15 protein-coding genes are annotated in these 17,967 nt (G+C 60.0%); 5 read left to right on the top strand and 10 right to left on the bottom strand.

What is annotated here, in order from left to right:
• The first annotated feature begins 53 nt into the window (after positions 1-53).
• Positions 54-509, top strand: coding sequence for a MerR family transcriptional regulator (locus ACIQWO_RS05345; protein WP_402820157.1), 456 nt, complete (start codon positions 54-56; stop codon positions 507-509).
• A gap of 23 nt (positions 510-532) precedes the next feature.
• Here ACIQWO_RS05345 and ACIQWO_RS05340 read toward each other — a convergent pair whose 3' ends face one another.
• Genes ACIQWO_RS05340 through ACIQWO_RS05330 form a run of 3 tightly spaced genes read right to left on the bottom strand, consistent with a single transcriptional unit; the run spans position 533 to position 3,996 of the window.
• Complete coding sequence (locus tag ACIQWO_RS05340; protein ID WP_402820154.1) at positions 533-1,357, bottom strand: HpcH/HpaI aldolase/citrate lyase family protein; 825 nt, start codon at positions 1,355-1,357, stop codon at positions 533-535.
• A gap of 3 nt (positions 1,358-1,360) precedes the next feature.
• A complete protein-coding gene (locus tag ACIQWO_RS05335; protein WP_402820151.1) occupies positions 1,361-2,548 on the bottom strand; it encodes a CaiB/BaiF CoA transferase family protein in 1,188 nt (395 codons plus the stop codon).
• A gap of 50 nt (positions 2,549-2,598) precedes the next feature.
• The gene (locus ACIQWO_RS05330) at positions 2,599-3,996 is read right to left on the bottom strand and encodes a 2-hydroxycarboxylate transporter family protein (RefSeq protein WP_402820148.1); all 1,398 of its coding nucleotides are present in this window, start codon (positions 3,994-3,996) and stop codon (positions 2,599-2,601) included.
• Between the two features lie 248 nt (positions 3,997-4,244).
• On the opposite strand from ACIQWO_RS05330, the gene ACIQWO_RS05325 reads away from it, so the two are divergent.
• The gene (locus ACIQWO_RS05325; protein ID WP_402820145.1) at positions 4,245-5,216 is read left to right on the top strand and encodes a LysR substrate-binding domain-containing protein; all 972 of its coding nucleotides are present in this window, start codon (positions 4,245-4,247) and stop codon (positions 5,214-5,216) included.
• Between the two features lie 84 nt (positions 5,217-5,300).
• On the opposite strand, the gene ACIQWO_RS05320 is transcribed toward ACIQWO_RS05325, so the two are convergent.
• From ACIQWO_RS05320 to ACIQWO_RS05300, 5 genes are all read right to left on the bottom strand, one after another.
• Entirely contained in the window at positions 5,301-6,293 is a 993-nt protein-coding gene (locus ACIQWO_RS05320) for a threonine/serine dehydratase (protein WP_402820142.1), read from the bottom strand.
• Between the two features lie 66 nt (positions 6,294-6,359).
• Positions 6,360-6,980, bottom strand: coding sequence for a C39 family peptidase (locus ACIQWO_RS05315; protein ID WP_402820139.1), 621 nt, complete (start codon positions 6,978-6,980; stop codon positions 6,360-6,362).
• Complete coding sequence (locus tag ACIQWO_RS05310) at positions 6,913-8,124, bottom strand: MFS transporter (protein WP_402820136.1); 1,212 nt, start codon at positions 8,122-8,124, stop codon at positions 6,913-6,915. Before ACIQWO_RS05310 ends, ACIQWO_RS05315 begins: the two co-directional genes overlap by 68 nt.
• 26 nt (positions 8,125-8,150) lie before the next feature.
• On the bottom strand, positions 8,151-9,083 hold the full coding sequence (locus tag ACIQWO_RS05305; RefSeq protein WP_402820133.1) for an ATP-grasp domain-containing protein: 933 nt from the start codon (positions 9,081-9,083) through the stop codon (positions 8,151-8,153).
• A 190-nt stretch (positions 9,084-9,273) separates the two neighbouring features.
• The gene (locus tag ACIQWO_RS05300) at positions 9,274-9,705 is read right to left on the bottom strand and encodes a carboxymuconolactone decarboxylase family protein (RefSeq protein ID WP_039398323.1); all 432 of its coding nucleotides are present in this window, start codon (positions 9,703-9,705) and stop codon (positions 9,274-9,276) included.
• Positions 9,706-9,851: 146 nt separating this feature from the next.
• On the opposite strand from ACIQWO_RS05300, the gene ACIQWO_RS05295 reads away from it, so the two are divergent.
• Positions 9,852-11,297 (top strand): PLP-dependent aminotransferase family protein, encoded by a 1,446-nt coding sequence (locus ACIQWO_RS05295; RefSeq protein ID WP_402820129.1) that lies wholly within the window; start codon positions 9,852-9,854, stop codon positions 11,295-11,297.
• Positions 11,298-11,512: 215 nt separating this feature from the next.
• Positions 11,513-12,454, top strand: coding sequence for a serine O-acetyltransferase EpsC (epsC, locus tag ACIQWO_RS05290; RefSeq protein WP_150662707.1), 942 nt, complete (start codon positions 11,513-11,515; stop codon positions 12,452-12,454).
• 18 nt (positions 12,455-12,472) lie between these two features.
• On the opposite strand, the gene ACIQWO_RS05285 is transcribed toward epsC, so the two are convergent.
• A complete protein-coding gene (locus tag ACIQWO_RS05285) occupies positions 12,473-13,495 on the bottom strand; it encodes a MerR family transcriptional regulator (RefSeq protein WP_402820124.1) in 1,023 nt (340 codons plus the stop codon).
• A gap of 214 nt (positions 13,496-13,709) precedes the next feature.
• Between ACIQWO_RS05285 and ACIQWO_RS05280 the strand changes: the two genes are divergently transcribed.
• Positions 13,710-16,385: a penicillin acylase family protein gene (locus tag ACIQWO_RS05280; RefSeq protein WP_402820121.1), complete on the top strand. Its 2,676-nt coding sequence runs from the start codon at positions 13,710-13,712 to the stop codon at positions 16,383-16,385.
• 36 nt (positions 16,386-16,421) lie between these two features.
• Here ACIQWO_RS05280 and chrA read toward each other — a convergent pair whose 3' ends face one another.
• Positions 16,422-17,666: a chromate efflux transporter gene (gene chrA / locus ACIQWO_RS05275; protein ID WP_402820117.1), complete on the bottom strand. Its 1,245-nt coding sequence runs from the start codon at positions 17,664-17,666 to the stop codon at positions 16,422-16,424.
• Positions 17,667-17,967 lie beyond the last annotated feature (301 nt).

Genomic DNA, 17,967 nt, shown 5'->3' with positions numbered 1-17,967 from the left:
GCATGACCATAACCTTAAAGTTCACTTCAAGGTCAAGCGTTCGGAGCGTGAAAATGAAAATCGGTGAGTTGGCGCAGGTGAGTGGCGTGGCGGCGTCGCGAATTCGTTTTTACGAAGCCCAAGGCTTGCTGCCCAATGCGCTGCGACAGACCAATGGCTATCGCGAGTACGACGAAGACGCGCTGACGCGTCTCGATTTGATTCGACGCGCGCAAAACGCAGGATTTTCGTTGGACGAAATCCGCGCCATTTTGCCGCCGGACCTCAACGATTGGCCACACGACAAATTGCTCGAAGTGCTGCGCCGCAAGGTGGACGAGATCGAGGCACTAGAGCGAAATCTGGCGCTATCGAAGCACAATCTGAAGGCGTTGATCGACGCCATCGAGCATCGCGAGGAAGGGGAAGAATGCCGAGCGGCGTCGCAACGCGTGTTGACGTCCGTGCGTCGTGACGACGACCGTCCTCAGCCTGCGTCCCGGCGCGCCCCGGTTAAAAAGCGCGCCTGACGCGGCCCACAGCCACGACTTATTCAACGACTGGCAAGAATCTCGTTGGCCTTCGCGATGACGGGCGCGTCGATCATCTTGCCATCCAGTGCGACGGCGGCACCTGCGCTGGCATTGGCTGCGGCGACAACCCGCTCGGCCCACGCAATTTCGTCGTCCCGCCACGCGAATGCCGCGTGAACCGGCGCAACCTGCCGAGGATGAATGCACAACTTCCCCCGGAACCCGAGCGCGCGGGCGCGGCGGGTGGCGGCTTCGATCAGCGCCCGGTCGTCGAGCACCGTAGTCACGCCATCGACCGGTGCAGCGATGCCCGCGATACGCGACGCTAGCGTGAGTTGTGAACGGAAGTACAACAGCTCGTCGACGTCGCCCTCGATGCCGATGTCCAGTTGGAAATCGATGGTGCCGAACATCAACCGGTCGACGCGTGGCGCAGTGGCGATCTCGCCTAGCACGGCAAAGGCCTGCGCCGTCTCGATCAGCGGCACGAGTCGCAGCGATGACGCGGCACCTTGCACAACGCGGGCGAGGGTGGCGGCATCTTCTGTCTTCGGTACGACGACACCGCAGAGTTGCGACAGGTCAGCGAGTGCTGCGACGTCCTCGTCAAACCAGGGTGTCGACGCAGCATTGATGCGCACATAGACGGGGACCGATGTCGCGGGACTCCGCGCTGTCAGCCACTGCACAACCTGCGCTCGGGCCGTCAGCTTGTCGGCGGGCGGCACGGCGTCTTCGAGATCGAGAATGACGGCATCCGCGCCCGACGCACATGCCTTGTCGAAACGTTCCGGACGGTTGCCCGGCACGAAGAGCCAACTACGAATGACGGTATGTTTTTGCATCGCTCACACCGCCTGCGCTGCGTGCAGCGCTTCGATCTGTGCCGACGTGCGGCCAAGCTCCGTGAGAATCGCGTCGGTGTGCTGCCCCAGTGCCGGAATCGGGTCCATGCGCGGCGCGAACGCTGGGCTGGCTGAAGGCATGCCCGGCGGAATCGGTGCCTTGATCGTGCCGTTGGGCGTTGCGACGTCTGCCCAGCGCTCACGCGCGGCGAGTTGAGCGTGCTGCCACACGTCGTGCATCTCGTTGAGGTTGGCGTTGGCGATGCCCACGGCGTCGAGTCGGCTCACCAGTTGCGGTGCCGAGAGTCGCATGAAGACCTCGCGGATGATGTTGCGCAGCGCATCGCGATTCTCCAGCCGCTTGGGGTTGGAGGCAAAGCGTGCGTCTTCGGCGAGCACCGGCTGTTCGAGAACCTTGTCGCAAAAAATCTTCCACTCACGCTCGTTCTGCAAGCCCAGCATGACGGTCTTCCCGTCACCGGTTTCAAACGGGCCGTACGGGAAGATCGTTGCGTGCGCTGCACCTGCGCGGGGCGGGGGCGTCTGATCGTCGACAGCGTAATACAGCGGAAAGCCCATCCACTCGACCATGCATTCCAGCATCGAAATGTCGATGCGCGAGCCTTTGCCGGTTTTGCCGCGCTGGATCAACGCGGAGAGGATGTTCGTGTACGCGTACATACCGGCGGCAATGTCGGCAATCGAGCAGCCAGCCTTGGCCGAGGCCTCGGGCGACCCCGTCACCGACAGAAAGCCCGACTCGCTTTGGATGAGCAGGTCGTAAGCCTTCTTGTCGCGATAGGGGCCGTCCGGTCCGTAGCCGGAGATACCGCAAACGATGATGCGCGGATAGCGCGCCGACAGCGCGTCGTAACTCAGTCCAAGGCGGTCGGCTGCGCCGGGGGCGAGATTCTGCACGAGGACATCGGCGTCGGCGAGCAGGTCATGAAGGACCGACTGAGCAGCGTCCTGTTTCAGGTCGAGCGTCAGACTTTCCTTCGAGCGGTTCGTCCACACGAAGTGCGACGACATTCCGTTCACGCGCCCGTCGTAAGCGCGGGCGAAGTCCCCTGCGCCGGGCCGCTCGATCTTGATGACGCGCGCGCCGAGATCGGCCAGTTGACGGGTGCAGAACGGTGCCGCAATGGCGTGTTCGAGCGCAATGACCTTGATGCCGTCCAAGGGCCTCATGACAGAAATCTCCGAGAAAACCAGTTGAGTTAAGCGCGGCGGTGGCCGGGTCAGACGATCTTCGCGAGCACGATAAGGCTCAGCGTGATCGTGATGGCGCCGCCGATGCGTGTGGCGATTTGTGCGAACGGCATGAGTCGCATGCGGTTCGCGGCGGTGAGAATAGCGACGTCGCCCGTGCCGCCCATCCCGCTGTGCGTGCCGACCACGATGGCAGCGTCGATGGGATGCATATTCATACGACGCGCCACGACGAAGGCGGTGGCCATCAGCGTGAGGACCGTCGCGACGATGGTCACGAGCGTCGGCACGTTGAACGACGCGACGACCTTCTGCCACGGCGTGATCACGACACCGATGGCGAACAGCAGCGGATATGTCACCGCCGTCGCGAAGAATTTGTAGACGACGCCAGCACCGGCTTCGAGCTTCGGCGAGAAGATGAAACCGATCTTCGCGGCGACGGCCAGCACCAGCATCATCACCGGCCCCGGCAGGCCGAGCGTGTTCTGCGCGAGCATGCCGACGAAGTACAGGCAGACGGCGATCATGCCTGCCGCAGCGATGTCCGTCGCATCGACCGCCTTCGCAGGTTCGGCGTGAACGTCGTGTGCGCCGATGTCGTCGCTTCCCGTTCGCATGAGCTGCCCGTTACCCGTCAGCGAGGGGTAACGCTTGCCGAGCGCGTTGAGCACACCCGAGAACACGATGGCGCAGACGTTGCCGAGCATGACGGCGGGGAGTGCCTGCGCGAGGAGGTCGCCCGCGCCCTGATGCATGACTTCCGAGTAGCCGATGGTCAGTGGAATCACGCCTTCGCCCAAGCCGCCGGACATGACCGGAATCACGACGAAGAACACGGTGTGGAACAGGCCCATGCCGAGCATCGTGCCGACGGCCGTGCCGACGATGCCCGCGAGCACCGAGCCGATGGCGAGCGGGACGAAGATGCGCACGAAGCCGCCGATCAGCACCTTGCGGTCCATGCTCAAGATGCTGCCGACGATAATCCCGGGAATGAACAGGTACAGGAAGTTGCTTTGCTTCCAGAACGCCACGATAGGCGTGACGACAGACGGGGGCAGCACGTTCGCGAACACCAGCCACGAGGGCAGGAACGTGACGAGAATCACCGGGCCACCGATGCTGCGAAAGATGGGGATTCGCTGACCGACTTCCATGCAGGTAAAACTGCACACGGCCAGCAGCGCGATGATCGGCGAGAGTTCGGCTGAGAGTTTGCCGGTGGTGAGGACCGTCGTCGCGATAGCGGCGATGAGCACCAGATGGACTGGCAACGGCACGATACCGACGCGCATGTCCATGATTCGCCACCACAAGTCGCGCAGTGGATGGTGCTCTGCTGCCTGAGAAGTTGCCTGACCGCTTTGATTGCTTTGGCCGCCCTGACCGCGTTGTGCGGCAGTGGCCGAGAGTCCGTCTCGCATCCTGCTGTCTCCGTCCATTTGGAATTGGTTTGTTGACGGGACTATAGGCGCGTAGCCAGCGCCGAAGGAAATACCGATTTTGGATGCGGGTATAGGGTGGGGCTATAGCTAGACCTTCTCGTTGAGCGAGAATGGCGAGGCGATGGCTTTTAATGCAACGAAAACCTGAGTTTCACGATGCGTTGTATAGCAGTACGCTATGGCTTTTCGTTGCTGCCAACCGACCCGTCTCGGAGGCCGATGCTGTCATGGATGTGAGACAACTCAGGAATTTCGTAGCTATCGTCGATAGCGGCAGCTTGTCGAAGGCGGCGGAGCGCTTGCATATCGCGCAACCGTCGCTGAGTGCACAGCTGCGCGGGTTGGAAGACGAACTGCAAACGCAACTGCTGGTACGCAGTGCGCAGGGCGTGACGCCGACCGAAGCTGGGAAGGCGTTGTATCGCCATGCGCGCGTGGTGTTACGTCAGATGGAGCAGATACGTCAGGAAGTGCGAGAAGGCGGTGGCAGTGAGGCCGGGCCGGTGGCGGTGGGGTTCCCGACGACGATTGCGTCGATTCTCGCTGTGCCTTTGTTTGCGCGCGTGAGGGAGCAATATCCCGGGATTCGATTGCAGATATTCGAGAGCATGAGCGGGTACATCGGCGAGTTGCTTGCCAACGGACGGCTCGACCTCGCGATGCTCTTTCGCGACTCGGAAACGCGGGGCATCTCGGTGATGCCGTTGTTCGACGAAGAACTGTATGTGCTGGGCGGGCACCGGGTGTGTCCATCGATCTATGAGGATGCCGGGGACAACGCGGACGGGACTTGCGCACTGGAGAAGCTGGACAACGTACCGATTGTGGCGCCTAGCGCGTCAAATGGCTTGCGGCTGTTGATCGAGCGGAGTTTTGCGCAGGCGAATGCGGAGTTGAACATCGTCGCGGATATCGACTCGCTGCCGACGCTCATCGACATTGCCCGCTCGGGCGACGCGTGCTCGATCTTGCCAGTGTCGGCATTGGCATCGCGCGACCCGGCCTTGCGCCCGCCCTCGCGTCGGATCGTTGCACCGCACCTGCAACGCCCGGCCAGCCTGTGCTGGTCCAACTCACTGCCGGTAGGCTCGGCGACGATCGCCGTGCGTCAATGCATCGCCGACCTTATCCGCGAATTGCAGGCGGATGGACATTGGACGGGGATTACGTTGCGGCAGGGGAAGTACTGGCCGAACTAGCTTCCCATGGCTAGTCCCAGCCGCTGGCGGTGTGGTTGCGCTGTCGACACGCGAATGAAGCACCGCCGTCTACCACGCACGCGCTTAGCTGTCTGTTCGGATCACTTTCGCAAACTGTTTGTGAGACACATTTCCGCCGGAAATTACGGCGACCACGTTCTTGTCGCGAAATGACCGTGTCCGGGAAAGGACGGCTGCTAAGGCGATCGCTCCGCCGGGTTCGGTCACCAGTTTGAAATGACGGAAGAGAACGCGCATCGCTGCCTCAACGCTCGCGTCATCAACCAGCAATACGTCACGAACGGATTGCCTCATGAGATCAAACGTGAGGGCGCCTGGACGCCGATTCCTAAGAGCGTCACATATCGTGGTGCCGGCGTCAGGTGCTTCGCAGCATTCGCCCGCTAACAGGGATCGCTTCGTATCGGCAGCCGCCATTGGCTCCGCGCCCAGTAGTGCGATCGGACTATGTCCGACGGCCAGCGCAGCGCCAGCGATAAGACTTCCTCCTCCGCACGGGTATATCAGTGCATCGGGTACGCTGCCGTTGTTTGTCTTTGAGAACTGAGAAAGCAACTCAAGTGTCACTGTGGCTTGCCCATCGATGACTGAAATGTCGTCATATGCGGGTATGACAACCGCCCCCAACCTGGCAGCGATCGACTTTCCCAGCTTCACTACATCTTGCGTATCTGTCGCCGTATATACGTCGGCTCCACGACTAAGAATATTGTCGACCTTCACGTTCGGAATCCATGGGGGAACGACAACCGAGGCTGGGATCCCCAAATCTTTTGCCACTTCCGCTAATGCCGCGCCGTGATTGCCCGAGGACCATGTGAGCAGGTGGGAAGGGGGTTCGTCGGACGTCAAAACCAGAGTTTTGTTCAGAGCCCCCCGGATTTTGAATGACCCGGTTCTCTGTAGGTTCTCAGCCTTTATGAACAGGTTGCATTGCAGCTTATCGTTCAGGTAGTCGGACTTCAATAGTGGTGTGGTCTGAATGAACGAGGATATTCTGGTCGAGGCAATCTCAAGTCGGTCTGCGACGACCCTTGAATTTGTGTTTTCCATCATTTCCTATGCTCTGTGTGATTTGTTTTTCTTCCTGAATGTTATGGTCTGTCTGATTTATATATATTCCTATGTTTCTACGATAATTCCACGTCCGGCGTGAAACCGTTCTGCTATTTCTGTCTTGATGGCAGCGTTTTCCTGGAATGGAGGGATTCCAGAAGGGTTGTGCAGGAAGAGTTTTCCGTTATTCACTCCGTGAATAAGAACAAGATGCCCGCCTTTTCTATTGTTAGGAAGATCGGGAGACCTTATCTCAGTGCTTACGGATGAAATCGCCATGAATGATTTTTTTATGAATTTTTCAACATAGTCAAAGGTCTTGTTTTCGTATATGAAGGATTTAATTCCGTAGCAGTCTAGGATCCATCTGCAAAAAGGTGAATATATAAGGCCTTTGATTGAGTGATCACCATTTTTCACGTATGCGCCCCGCGACATTGCTGCTTCAATTAGATCTCTCCTGCTTTGATGTGGGATTTTCATGAAATCCAAAATTGACTCAAGGCATGCAATTCCACATGCTCGCTTGCTCCAGAAGCGATAGTCATCCGGGGTTGTGAATCCGGAATTAATCCAATCGGGATCTTCGCAAGGATCCATGTTGAATTTTATGATTTTCTCATTCAATGTCGGATTCGCCCACTGCGATCTGTAAGGTACGTTTTTTTGGGGATAGTCTTTTGGCATGTATTTTTCCTATGTCTCTAAGAAGCGGAAGTGATATGAGTTGCAGGATTGATAACGCCGATGCGAGTGCAAGTGTCACGCGATAGCCTTCCTGTGTGCAGATGACGGAACCTACCGCTGCGCCCAGAGGCATGAATCCCCAAGTGAGTGATCGATATATTCCGGTGATTCGACCAAGCGACCCTTCTGGGACAAATCGCTGTCGATATGTAATGGAAATAACATTCCATATAGTTAAGAAAAATCCGTAAATGAATAACGTCAATGAGGCAGACGCTGATGGCCCTCCGATTAGTCCGCCTAGGGGGAGGAGCGTCATGGCGAGGATGGACGCACAAATTAGTGGGAAATGAGGGAGTTTTGAGACCAACTTCGCCGATAGAATTGTTCCGGCTAAGGACCCAAACGCGATTGATGACATCATTAGGCCGTAGCCGAATGTGGTAAGTCCCAGCCCGCTAGCACTGTCGAAGACATAAAGAGTAAAAGCCGAACTCCATACGCCATAAGAGGCCATCATTACTGATGCGACAAGCAGGGTTCCAAAAAGAGTTCGATCTTTAAGGAGTTCTAGTATCTGTTGGGGATGGCTTTTCCTTGGCTCTCGAGAGGTGAATTTGTTAATTTTTGGGTTGTGGTAAATTAATATGATTGCTATTTGAATTGCAATCAATATTGATATCAGGGTGCTCGGGCCACTAATCAATGCGACTCCAGTAAGAATCGGGGCGACCAGCTGGGCTGAGGCTATCTGCATTCCTAGTAAGAATGAATTTATTTTTGCTGGGTCGTGGTTTGGAGATATTTTCGGTATTGATGTCTGGATTGCTAGCTCTGCTGAGATATCTCCGATTGTTACGATTGCCGATAGAATCATGAATTCAAAGAAAGTTAATGATTCTAAGAGCATCGATATGGCAAGAAGTGAAAAAGATGCAAGCCTTATTGAGGATCCAGATAGAATAATTCCTTTGAATGATAGATGATCTATTGCAAGCCCTGCGGCGATAGGCAAAAGTAACCATGGTATCTTCGATGCGGCAATCGACAAGCCAACGGCGGATGGATCGCTGTTGAGAGAGATTGCAAGTACGGGAATCGATGATCGAAAAATCCCTTCTCCCAAGAAATTCAGTGTGATCATGGACCACATCGGTAGATTTCTTGACATTACGGTCGATATTTTCTGGAAATTTCGATCGTCTCAATCAATCGAAATATCAGGTCCTCATAATCCCAGTTCAGGGCGTATCCCATTTGAGCTAGGTTCCCGTGTCTCGATAGCCCTGGAAGCGTGTTCACTTCCAGAAACCAGGAATCTGTGTCGTCGAGGATGAAATCAACACGAGCAAATCCTCTGCATCCCAGCGATGAATAGATGCTGAGTGCCATTTCCTTTAGTGAGTATTCCTGGGACTTTGATATGTCAGCCGGGCAGACGTATGCACGCCGTGAATTGCCGCTCTTGACTTCGAAGCTATAGAACTGTTCGTCGTGCCGCGTTTCGAGCAAGGGGAGTGCGACGGGGACACCGGCAATTTCAATGATCCCGACGCTTATGTCTTTCCCTGGAATGAACTGTGCGGCGACAAATAACGGCAGTTCGTCGTCGGCCGCTGTGGAAACCCAGTCGTCGAAGTCGTTGGCACCGGATAAGATCCGGGCGCCTTGACTGCATCCATTCGCCGCAGGTTTAACGAATACCTGCGGTCCCAACGTTCCGAAGAGTTCACAGGGTTCAGGTAATTTTCCGCGCCTGAGATCGATTAGCCATGATCGGGGAATGCGAAGACCTGAGTTCTCAGCAATCGCATTGGCAAACGGTTTGAAGTATGCGGCGGCACTTGCGGCGACGCCTGAGCCCGAATAGGGAATGCGCATCAGATCGAGGGCGCCTTGGAGCTTTCCGTCCTCGCCATACCATCCGTGCGTTGTGAGAAAGGCGCATTCGACTTGCTCAAGTTCACGGAAGTCGAGTTCTGCGGCGTCGAAAAGTGTTGTTCTGATGCCGAGTGATGCGCACGCTTCGCGAACGTGTTTTCCGGAAAGAAGCGCCCCAGGGCGCTCAGGGCCGTAGCCTCCGGTGATGATGCCGAGTTGCATGGTGCTCCCCCATCCCTTGCGACAAATCGCAGACCAAACGTGACGGGGGGTTGAGAGGTATTAGAGCAGAAAATGCCCTGTATCTCATGATTCGACGAATGGGAATTTGCTGAGAATTTTGTCGCAGATGGTGACGTATCGGGTCGCATCCAATCGATGTAATGGCGTCACCATTTTCTCGCGCCCCAGCTTACTGACGCATCCCAATTGCGAGCCGGTTGAACGCGCTCATCAATGCGATGGCGAACGTCAGGTCGGCGATTTCGGCGTCGGTGAAGTGTTCGCGCAGGGGGTTGAAGTCCTCGTCCGGAGCGTTGGTGCGATCGATGGCCCCGACAGAGTCGGCCCAGGCGAGGGCGGCACGCTCACGGTCGCTGAACTGCGAACTCACGCGCCAGCCGCCGACGCTGTCGATCTTGGCATCGGCCATGCCGCCGGCGCGCAGCGCCTTGCTGTGCATCTCCAGACAGAAAGCGCATCCATTGATCTGCGACACGCGCAGATAAACCAGCTCAATCAGCGGTTTGCCGAGGCTGCTTTTCTCCAGCGCCTTTTTCGTGGCGACGAACCCTTGATAGGCGTCGTTCGACAGCGTGAAATAGGACAGGCGAAGCGTACTCATCGAAATTCTCCAGAAATTAACTGAGCAAGGGGCATTGGTTAAGCTTGATGCGAACTGCAGGGGGCTTGTCGCAACGTCACCAATTTACGAGAATCATGGCCTAGTAGTCAGATGCAAGAATTGACGGAATCAATAGGACATCCCGAATGGATCTTCCGCTTTTAAGTCCGCACCTGAAACCCGGCCCGGGCGACGAGGCGCCGCTCTATCTCCAGCTGTATCGCCGCTATCGCGACGCCATCGCCTCCGGCAAACTCCGGGCGGGCGACCGCGTGCCGTCCGTGCGCAGCCTTGCCAGCGAACTCAATCTCGCACGTGGCACCGTCGAGCTGGCTTATCAGATGCTCACTAGCGAAGGCTATTTCTCACCGCGCGGCGCGGCCGGAACGTTCGTGTCGCCGCGTCTGGAACACCTCAGCGAGACCGCCGCGCCGGTCGCCACCCCGGCGGCGTCGGTGCCCGCGCCACGGGATGCACTGGCGGCCGTCGGGACGCCGCGTCCGTTTCAACTAGGCCTTCCCGCACTGGATGCATTCCCCCGCAAGACCTGGGTGCGTCTGGCGGGGCGGAGCCTGCGCGTCATGGATCTCGCGTCGATGGCTTATCCGGATCCTGCCGGGTACGCGCCACTGCGCCATGCCATTGCCACCTATCTCGGCATCTCTCGCGGCATCGTATGCTCCGCGCAGCAGGTCTTTGTGACGGCGGGTTACCGTGCCGCCCTCGATCTTGTCTGCCGGACATTGATCGAGCCCGGCGCACAAGGCTGGTTCGAGGATCCCGGATACCCCTATGCCCGGCATTTCCTGACGAGCGTCGGCATGCGCCTCGCATCGGTTCCAGTGGACGAGGAGGGGCTTAGCGTCGACGAGGGCGTGCGACTTGCACCGAAAGCTCGTTTTGCCGTCGTGACCCCGACGCATCAAAGTCCCACCGGGGCGACGATGTCCTTGCCCCGGCGGCTCGCGCTGCTCGAATGGGCCAATCAACAGCAGTCATGGATCGTGGAAGACGACTACGACAGCGAGTTTCGCTATCACGGGCGTCCACTACCCGCGCTCAAGAGTCTCGACCACGACGGGCGGGTGCTGTACACCGGCACGTTCAGTAAAGTGCTGTTCCCCGGACTTCGTCTCGCGTACCTCGTAGTGCCCGACGTTCATATCGAGCGCTTTACGCAGGCTGCCAATCAACTGGGTGGACCGGGCTCGGTCCACGTCCAGGCGACGGTGGCGGACTTCATGGAGCAGGGGCATTTCGCCCGGCACCTGCGCAAAATGCGAGCGTTGTATGCCGAACGACGTGGGTATCTTGTAGACGCGCTGGCCGAGGTGTTTGGCGACGACCTCTACGTGCAGCCGCAGGCAGGCGGCATTCAGACGCTGGCGTATCTGCGTCATGCGTTCGCCGAACAGGACGACGAATCCATCTCGCTTGCCGCCCACGCGCAAGGGCTGGCCGTGCATGGGCTGCGGCACTGGTACGGCAACGCGCCGTCGCGATCGGCCTTGCTCCTCGGGTTCACCAATATCCCGGATAGAGCGACGGCACTGGCACTGAGCCTGCGTTTGCGCGCGTCGATAGCGGGTTGAGTCGAGGCGTGAGCCAGACCCGAACGAGACCGGATCGACCCGGCCGTCAGCGTTCATAAGGGTTTCCGGTCGCGGTGCCCGATAAGACCACGTCAGGACAGGTGCTTTCGAAACCCGCTATGCTTCGTTGACTGGCGCACGCGCGTCCCAAAATACACCGTGCCGGTGGCAGCTCAGGCTCGCCCCGCATCCCAAGCTTCTCAGGAGTCCCCCTCGTGGCAGCGTTCGACATCGACGACATCGTTTCTTCATTGCACTCGGCCCGCCTGCGTTGGCGCGACGGGCAGCGACGCCTGCTCGAACCCGGTGGCCGCGATCTGCCGTCGCGCGAACGTCTCGCGGACATCGTCGTGCAACTCAAGGGCGCGCTGTTCCCCATGCGTCTCGGCCCGCTGGACCTGCACCAGCAAGGCGAAAACTACTACGTCGGCCATACGCTGACGAGCGCACTGAACGGTCTGGCCGAGCAAGCGCGCCTCGAATGGCGCTACAAGGCGCGCCACGACGCAGCCATCACGGCAACGCTCATCGAAGAGCGTGCGCATTCCGCCATCCAGCAATTCGCAGGCAAGTTGCCCGAGATTCGTGAATTGCTCGATCAGGATGTGCTCGCCGCCTATCAGGGTGATCCCGCGGCGGGCAGCGTCGACGAAGTGCTGATCTGCTATCCGGGCATCCACGCGATGATCCATCACCGTATCGCCCACGAGCTTTATCGTCTGGAACTGCCGTTGCTCGCCCGCATCATCGCGGAACAGGCGCACTCCGAAACCGGGATCGATATCCACCCGGGCGCGCGTATCGGTGCAGGCTTCTTTATCGATCACGGGACCGGTGTGGTCATTGGCGAGACGGCCATTCTTGGCCAGCGTGTGCGCGTGTATCAGGCCGTTACGCTCGGCGCCAAACGCTTCCCGGCCGACGACGACGGCAATCCGCGCAAAGGCCTTGCGCGTCACCCGATCGTCGAAGACAACGTCGTCATCTATGCCGGTGCGACGATTCTGGGCCGCGTCACCATCGGCGAAGGTTCGGTCATTGGCGGCAACGTGTGGCTCACACAAGACGTGCCGCCGTTCAGCAACATCACGCAGGCCCGCTCCCGCACCGAAGCTGGCTCGCCGCCGGTCTCCGGATGCGATAACGATCGTTCCTGATGTAAGCGACGCGCGCCGTCAGACCCTTTTCGGCGGCGCAGCGATGCGCGCGCGCACCTCCGGCGACGCTAGGCATGTCGCCACTGCTTCGAAGCCCGGCGCGCCCGCATACGGTGCGACGCGCACCGGCGGGCTGTGGTTCGCCGGGCAAAGGACGATGGCCTCGTCGCTACCGACAGCGCTCAGGTCGAGCATCGACGACGAGCGCGTCATCATGAAAAGCGGGTGTGCACGCGTTCGCGCGCGCAACCGCAGATAGCGAATCAGCGCCTCTTGCGTCGGCTGCGCCAGATCCTGCTCGATCATGTCGACGACAAGCGCACCCGCACGATCAGCTTCCAACGCCGTCAGCAAAATCGTCAGCGCATCGGAGGGGGCGGCCCCGTCGTCCACTAGCCAGGTCAGCGCCTGATCGACACGTTGTTGCAACGCGCCGTCGTTCGAAGACGAGGGAGAAGCCGCCACGCGCAGCGGGTCCAATCGGTCCAGTCCAAGAAACGTTCCGTTCGGCAAGGCTTGCGCCAGACGCATCGCCAGTCGTGTCTTTCCGCTACCCAGCGAGCCGATGATGTAGTTCAGCGGACGAATGTCGCGCATTTCGAACCACTCGCCGCCCCAAGGCCAGGGGAGCTCGAAGGCGACACTCGGCGCCGCTTGTTCGACAAGGCTTGGTAGCTCGCCGTGCGCGGGCATTCTTCCGCTCGCGAGCCCGGCGCGAAGACTTCGCACCGTCTCCAGTCGGCGTAGTTGCGTTCGAACCTCTGTGTCGAGCGCGTGCTCGTGCGCCTCAAGGGCTGTCGACAACGTTTGCGCATTGCCCTTCAAGACACTCGCTACCTGCGCGAGGCTCAAGCCCAATGCGCGTAGCGCGACGACTTCGGACGCGCGCGTCATCTCTGCACTGTCATACGTGCGATAACCGGCCGAGGTTCGCTTAGGCGACAGCAGACCGTGCTGCTCGTACAGCCGAAGCGCCTTGTTCGAGACGCCAAGCTGCCGCGCCGCCTCGGACGCATTCAGGCTCACCGCAGAATCCTTCATCGTTCACCTCTTGGTATTGATCGGGGTGACGCCATCGTCGAGCCGACCCCAAGGGGCAGGTCAAGCGTGATCCGTCGGGACGATGCACGACCGCCCCATACGTTATGCAAGCCCCAAATATCTGTCGAGTTATCTTCTGAATAATTAACCGACCGGTCGGTTTTTGTCATGTTAGGCTTCAATGCGCTTCCTCATAAAAACTACGGAGACATTGATGACTTTGATTTCTCGCTCGCCTGTTTCAGTGAATGCAACATCCACTGGCATTCGACATCAAGCTGCGCGTCCCGGCCGTAGTCGGGTTTCGCTGCTGTCTGCAAGCGTCTCGGCGGCACTGCTAAGTCTGGCGCTGGTTGCACCGAGCGTTGCGACCGCTGCGCCGGGCGCACCGGCGGCCACCGCCGTCGACAAAGTGCCGGGACGTACCGACGTCACCATCAAGCGCGACGAATTCGGTGTGCCGCACATCTACGCGTCGACGACATACGCGCTGTTCTATGGCTACGGCTATGCCATTGCGCAGGATCGCCTGTTCCAGATGGAGATGGCGCGACGTAGCACGCAGGGCACTGTGGCGGAGGTACTGGGCGAGAAGTTCGTCGACTTCGACAAGTCGATTCGCGGCAACTACTGGCCTGCGTCGATCCGTCGCCAACTGGCCGATCTGCCGCAACGCGAGCGGGATATTCTCGACGGCTATGCCGCCGGCATGAACGCATGGATCGCGCAGATCCGCGCGCAGCCGGACAAGCGCATGCCCAAGCAATTCAACGACTTCGGTTTCCAGCCGACGAACTGGGACGCGTTCGACGTCGCGATGGTCTTCGTCGGCACGATGGCAAATCGCTTCTCCGATGCGACGAGCGAGATCGACAACCTGGCGTTGGTCACGGCACTCAAGGACAAATACGGCGCGCAGAAGGGCATGGCGCTGTTCAACGAGCTGAAGTGGATCGTCAATCCGGATGCGCCGTCGACCGTACCCGCATCGGAAGGCACCTATCCGGTGAAGGTCGGACCGGCCACCGGCGCGCCCATGCAACCGCTCGCACGCTACGACGGACCAGCACCGATGTTCGCGCGACTGGCACGCGGCAGCGATGGTGCGCTCTTGCATCAGGACACCGAAACCAATGCCGCGACGATGCTCGCGCAATTTGCCGAGTCGGGCCAGCCGGGGCTCGCCGGTTTCCCCACGACGAGCAACATGTGGATCGTCGGCAAGGGCAAAGCACGCGACGCCCGCGCGATCATGCTTAACGGCCCGCAGTTCGGGTGGTTTGCACCGGCCTACACCTACGGCATCGGTCTGCATGGCGCGGGCTTCGATCTCGTCGGCAATACGCCCTTCGGCTATCCCTGCATTCTGTTCGGTCATAACGGCAAGGTGTCCTGGGGCTCGACGGCGGGCTTCGGCGACGACATCGACATCTATGCCGAGAAGCTCGACCCGGCGAATCCGAACCGCTACTTCCACAACGGTCAGTGGCACGACATGGAAAAGCGCGTCGAGATCATCAAGGTGAAGGGCGGTCAGCCGGTCGTGCAGGAGGTGTATCGCACCGTGCACGGCATCGTGATGCAACGCGACGCAAAGCGGCCGATCGCCTACGCCAAAGCGCGCGCGTGGGATGGCCTCGAAGTGCAGTCGCTGCTCGCGTGGACGCATCAGGCGCAGGCGCAGGACTGGAAGTCGTGGACGGCGCAGGCCGCGCGTCACGCGTTGACCATCAACTGGTACTACGCCGACGTGTCCGGCAATATCGGCTACGTCCATACGGGCGCCTATCCGGCGCGTCAGCCCGGCCACGATCCGCGTCTGCCGGTGCCCGGCACGGGCGAGTGGGACTGGAAGGGACTGCTGCCGTTCTCCACCAATCCGAAGGTCTACAACCCGAAGCAGGGGTGGATCGCCAACTGGAACAATTCGCCGCAGAAGGGTTACCCGGCGAGCGATCTGTTCGCGTTCCTGTGGGGCGGTGCAGACCGCGTGGTCGAGATCGACAAACGCATCGAAGCGCACGACAAACTCGGTGTCGACGAGATGTGGCAGATCCTCAAGGATACGAGTGCGGTGGACGTCAATCGTAGCCACTTCCTGCCGTTCATCGAGCGCGCAACGGCGAACCTTCCGGCCAGCGACGCACGCCGTCAACTCGCGATGCAACTGACCGCATGGAATGGCCTGAGTCGTGATGAGAAGCATACGGGCCATTACGACACGGCCGGTCCGGCGGTCATGGACGCGTGGCTGAGCGCCATGCTCAAACGTACGCTCGGCCAGGTCGTGCCCGCACCGTACGACAAGTGGTTCCTGGCAAGCGGTTACGCCGCCCCGCAGGACGGCCCGACGGGTTCGCTCAATATCGGCAACGGCAGCAAGGTACTGTACGAGGCGCTGCGCGGTGACAAGTCAGGCGTGCCGCAAACGTTCGACATCTTCGACGGCAAACGTCAGGACGAGGTGATTCTGGCGGCGCTGGACGACACCATTGCGTCGCTCAAGACGAAGCTCGGCCCCGACATGGCGGCCTGGCGTGCGCCTGCGGTGCCGCTGACGTTCCGTGCGAACAACTTCTTCGGCGTGCCGCAGGCCAACGCGACGGAAGCGGTGCGTACACCCGTCTACATGAACCGGGGCACGGAGAACGATCTGATCGTGTTCGGACCGAAGGGTAGCGCCGCAAAGGTCGAGGCGTTCGACGTCGTCGCGCCGGGGCAGAGCGGCTTCATCGCGCCGGATGGCACCCGCTCGCCGCACTACGCGGATCAGGTGGAGATGTACACGTCGTTCGGCCGTAAGCCCTTGTGGCATGACACGGCGGACGTGAACCGTGCGGCTAAGTCGGTGGAGCGTCTGCGTATCGAGCGCGTGTCGGACGGTCAATAAGTCGCAGTCAATAAGCCGCACTAAGCGGCTAAGCGATTAGACAAGCCCCGTCGCACCGGCGATCAAGCACAATGCGACGACCGCCAGCGGCGGGGTTTTCCACCGGACCAGCAACGCGAAGGAAACGACAGCGAGCGCGACATCGGCGACGCTGTGAACAGCGCTGGTCCACACCGGCGAATACAACGCCGATGCCAGAATCCCCACGACCGCAGCGTTGACACCCGCGAGCATGGCCGCTGTCGACGGACGCGCCCGAAGCGTCTGCCAATGCGGGAGCGCCGCGATCACCAGCAGCAGTCCCGGCAGGAAGATGCCGAGCGTGGCGAGTGTCGCGCCCAGCCACGAATGGGACGGTGCGCCGGACATCCACCCGAGATACGACGCGAACGTGAACAGCGGGCCGGGAACGGCCTGTGCTGCGCCGTAGCCGGTGAGAAAGTCGTTCGCGGACACCCATCCTGTCGTCACCGTCTGAGCCTGAAGCAGCGGCAACACGACATGGCCACCGCCGAAGACCAACGCACCCGAGCGGTAGAAGCCGTCGAAGATGGCGATGGCGCGGCCGTTCGTCCACTGATGCAAGAGTGGCAGGCCAGCTAGCAGTACGGCAAAGAGCACGAGGGACACCACGCTCGCTGTGTGCGAAATGTGGAATCGCAGCGTCGGTGCGGTAGGAGACGCCGGGGTGGCGTTGGATGTGCGAAGCAGTAAGTAGCCGAGTGCCGCGCCGAAAACGATCACGATAAGTTGCGCGAAGACCGTCGTCGTCAATGCAAGGATCGCAATCGCCGCCAGCGCAATACCCGCCCGCCGTATGTCGGCGCATAACCGTCGCGCCATGTCCCAGACGGCTTGCGCCACGACAGCCACCGCTACCAGCTTCAGACCGTGCACGACGCCGTCGCCGACCGTGCCGCCGAGATGTGGCGCGAGCACGGCGAACAAAAGCAACAGGCACACCGACGGCAGCGTAAATCCGCACCACGCAGCGAGACCGCCCAGCCATCCGGCGCGCATCAACCCGATTGAAAAGCCGACCTGACTGCTCGCCGGGCCCGGCAGGAACTGACACAAGCCGACCAGATCGACGAAGCTTGCGTCGTCAAGCCACTGGCGTCGCACGACGAATTCCCGTCGAAAGTAGCCGATGTGCGCGACCGGACCGCCGAAGCTGGTCAGCCCAAGCACAAGGAATGCGCGGAGCACGTCGAGTGCAGCACGCGGGCCCGTGGCGGTGGCGGAGGACGGTGAGAGGTCGGACGAAGTCGGGTCGGGCACGGCGCGTTCGGGAGACGATGTCGATGTCACGACGGTAGCACGTCCGGATGTCACGCCGCTGCACGGCGATGCGTGCTTCCTTGCGCTGCGGTTCGTCATGGGTTTCCCAATCTTGCGACGAGGTCGGGACAATCGTCTATTCCTGCACAGTTGCCGGTTCGTTTCAGCAATCGTGTGGCGCGTCCACGCGATAGCGTTGCCCCCGTGTCGTGAGCGGCAATCTGTCGTGCCTTCGTACGGCGGCCGCTGGCGACCCGACGCTCAGGAGAGACGTTCCATGACTCGCATGCATCCATCGATG

The organism is Pandoraea sp. NPDC090278 (assembly GCF_044772185.1).
Classification (GTDB): Bacteria; Pseudomonadota; Gammaproteobacteria; order Burkholderiales; family Burkholderiaceae; genus Pandoraea.
Note: the sequence above shows the minus strand (reverse complement) of the source record. Positions and strands in the feature narration are given on the sequence as shown.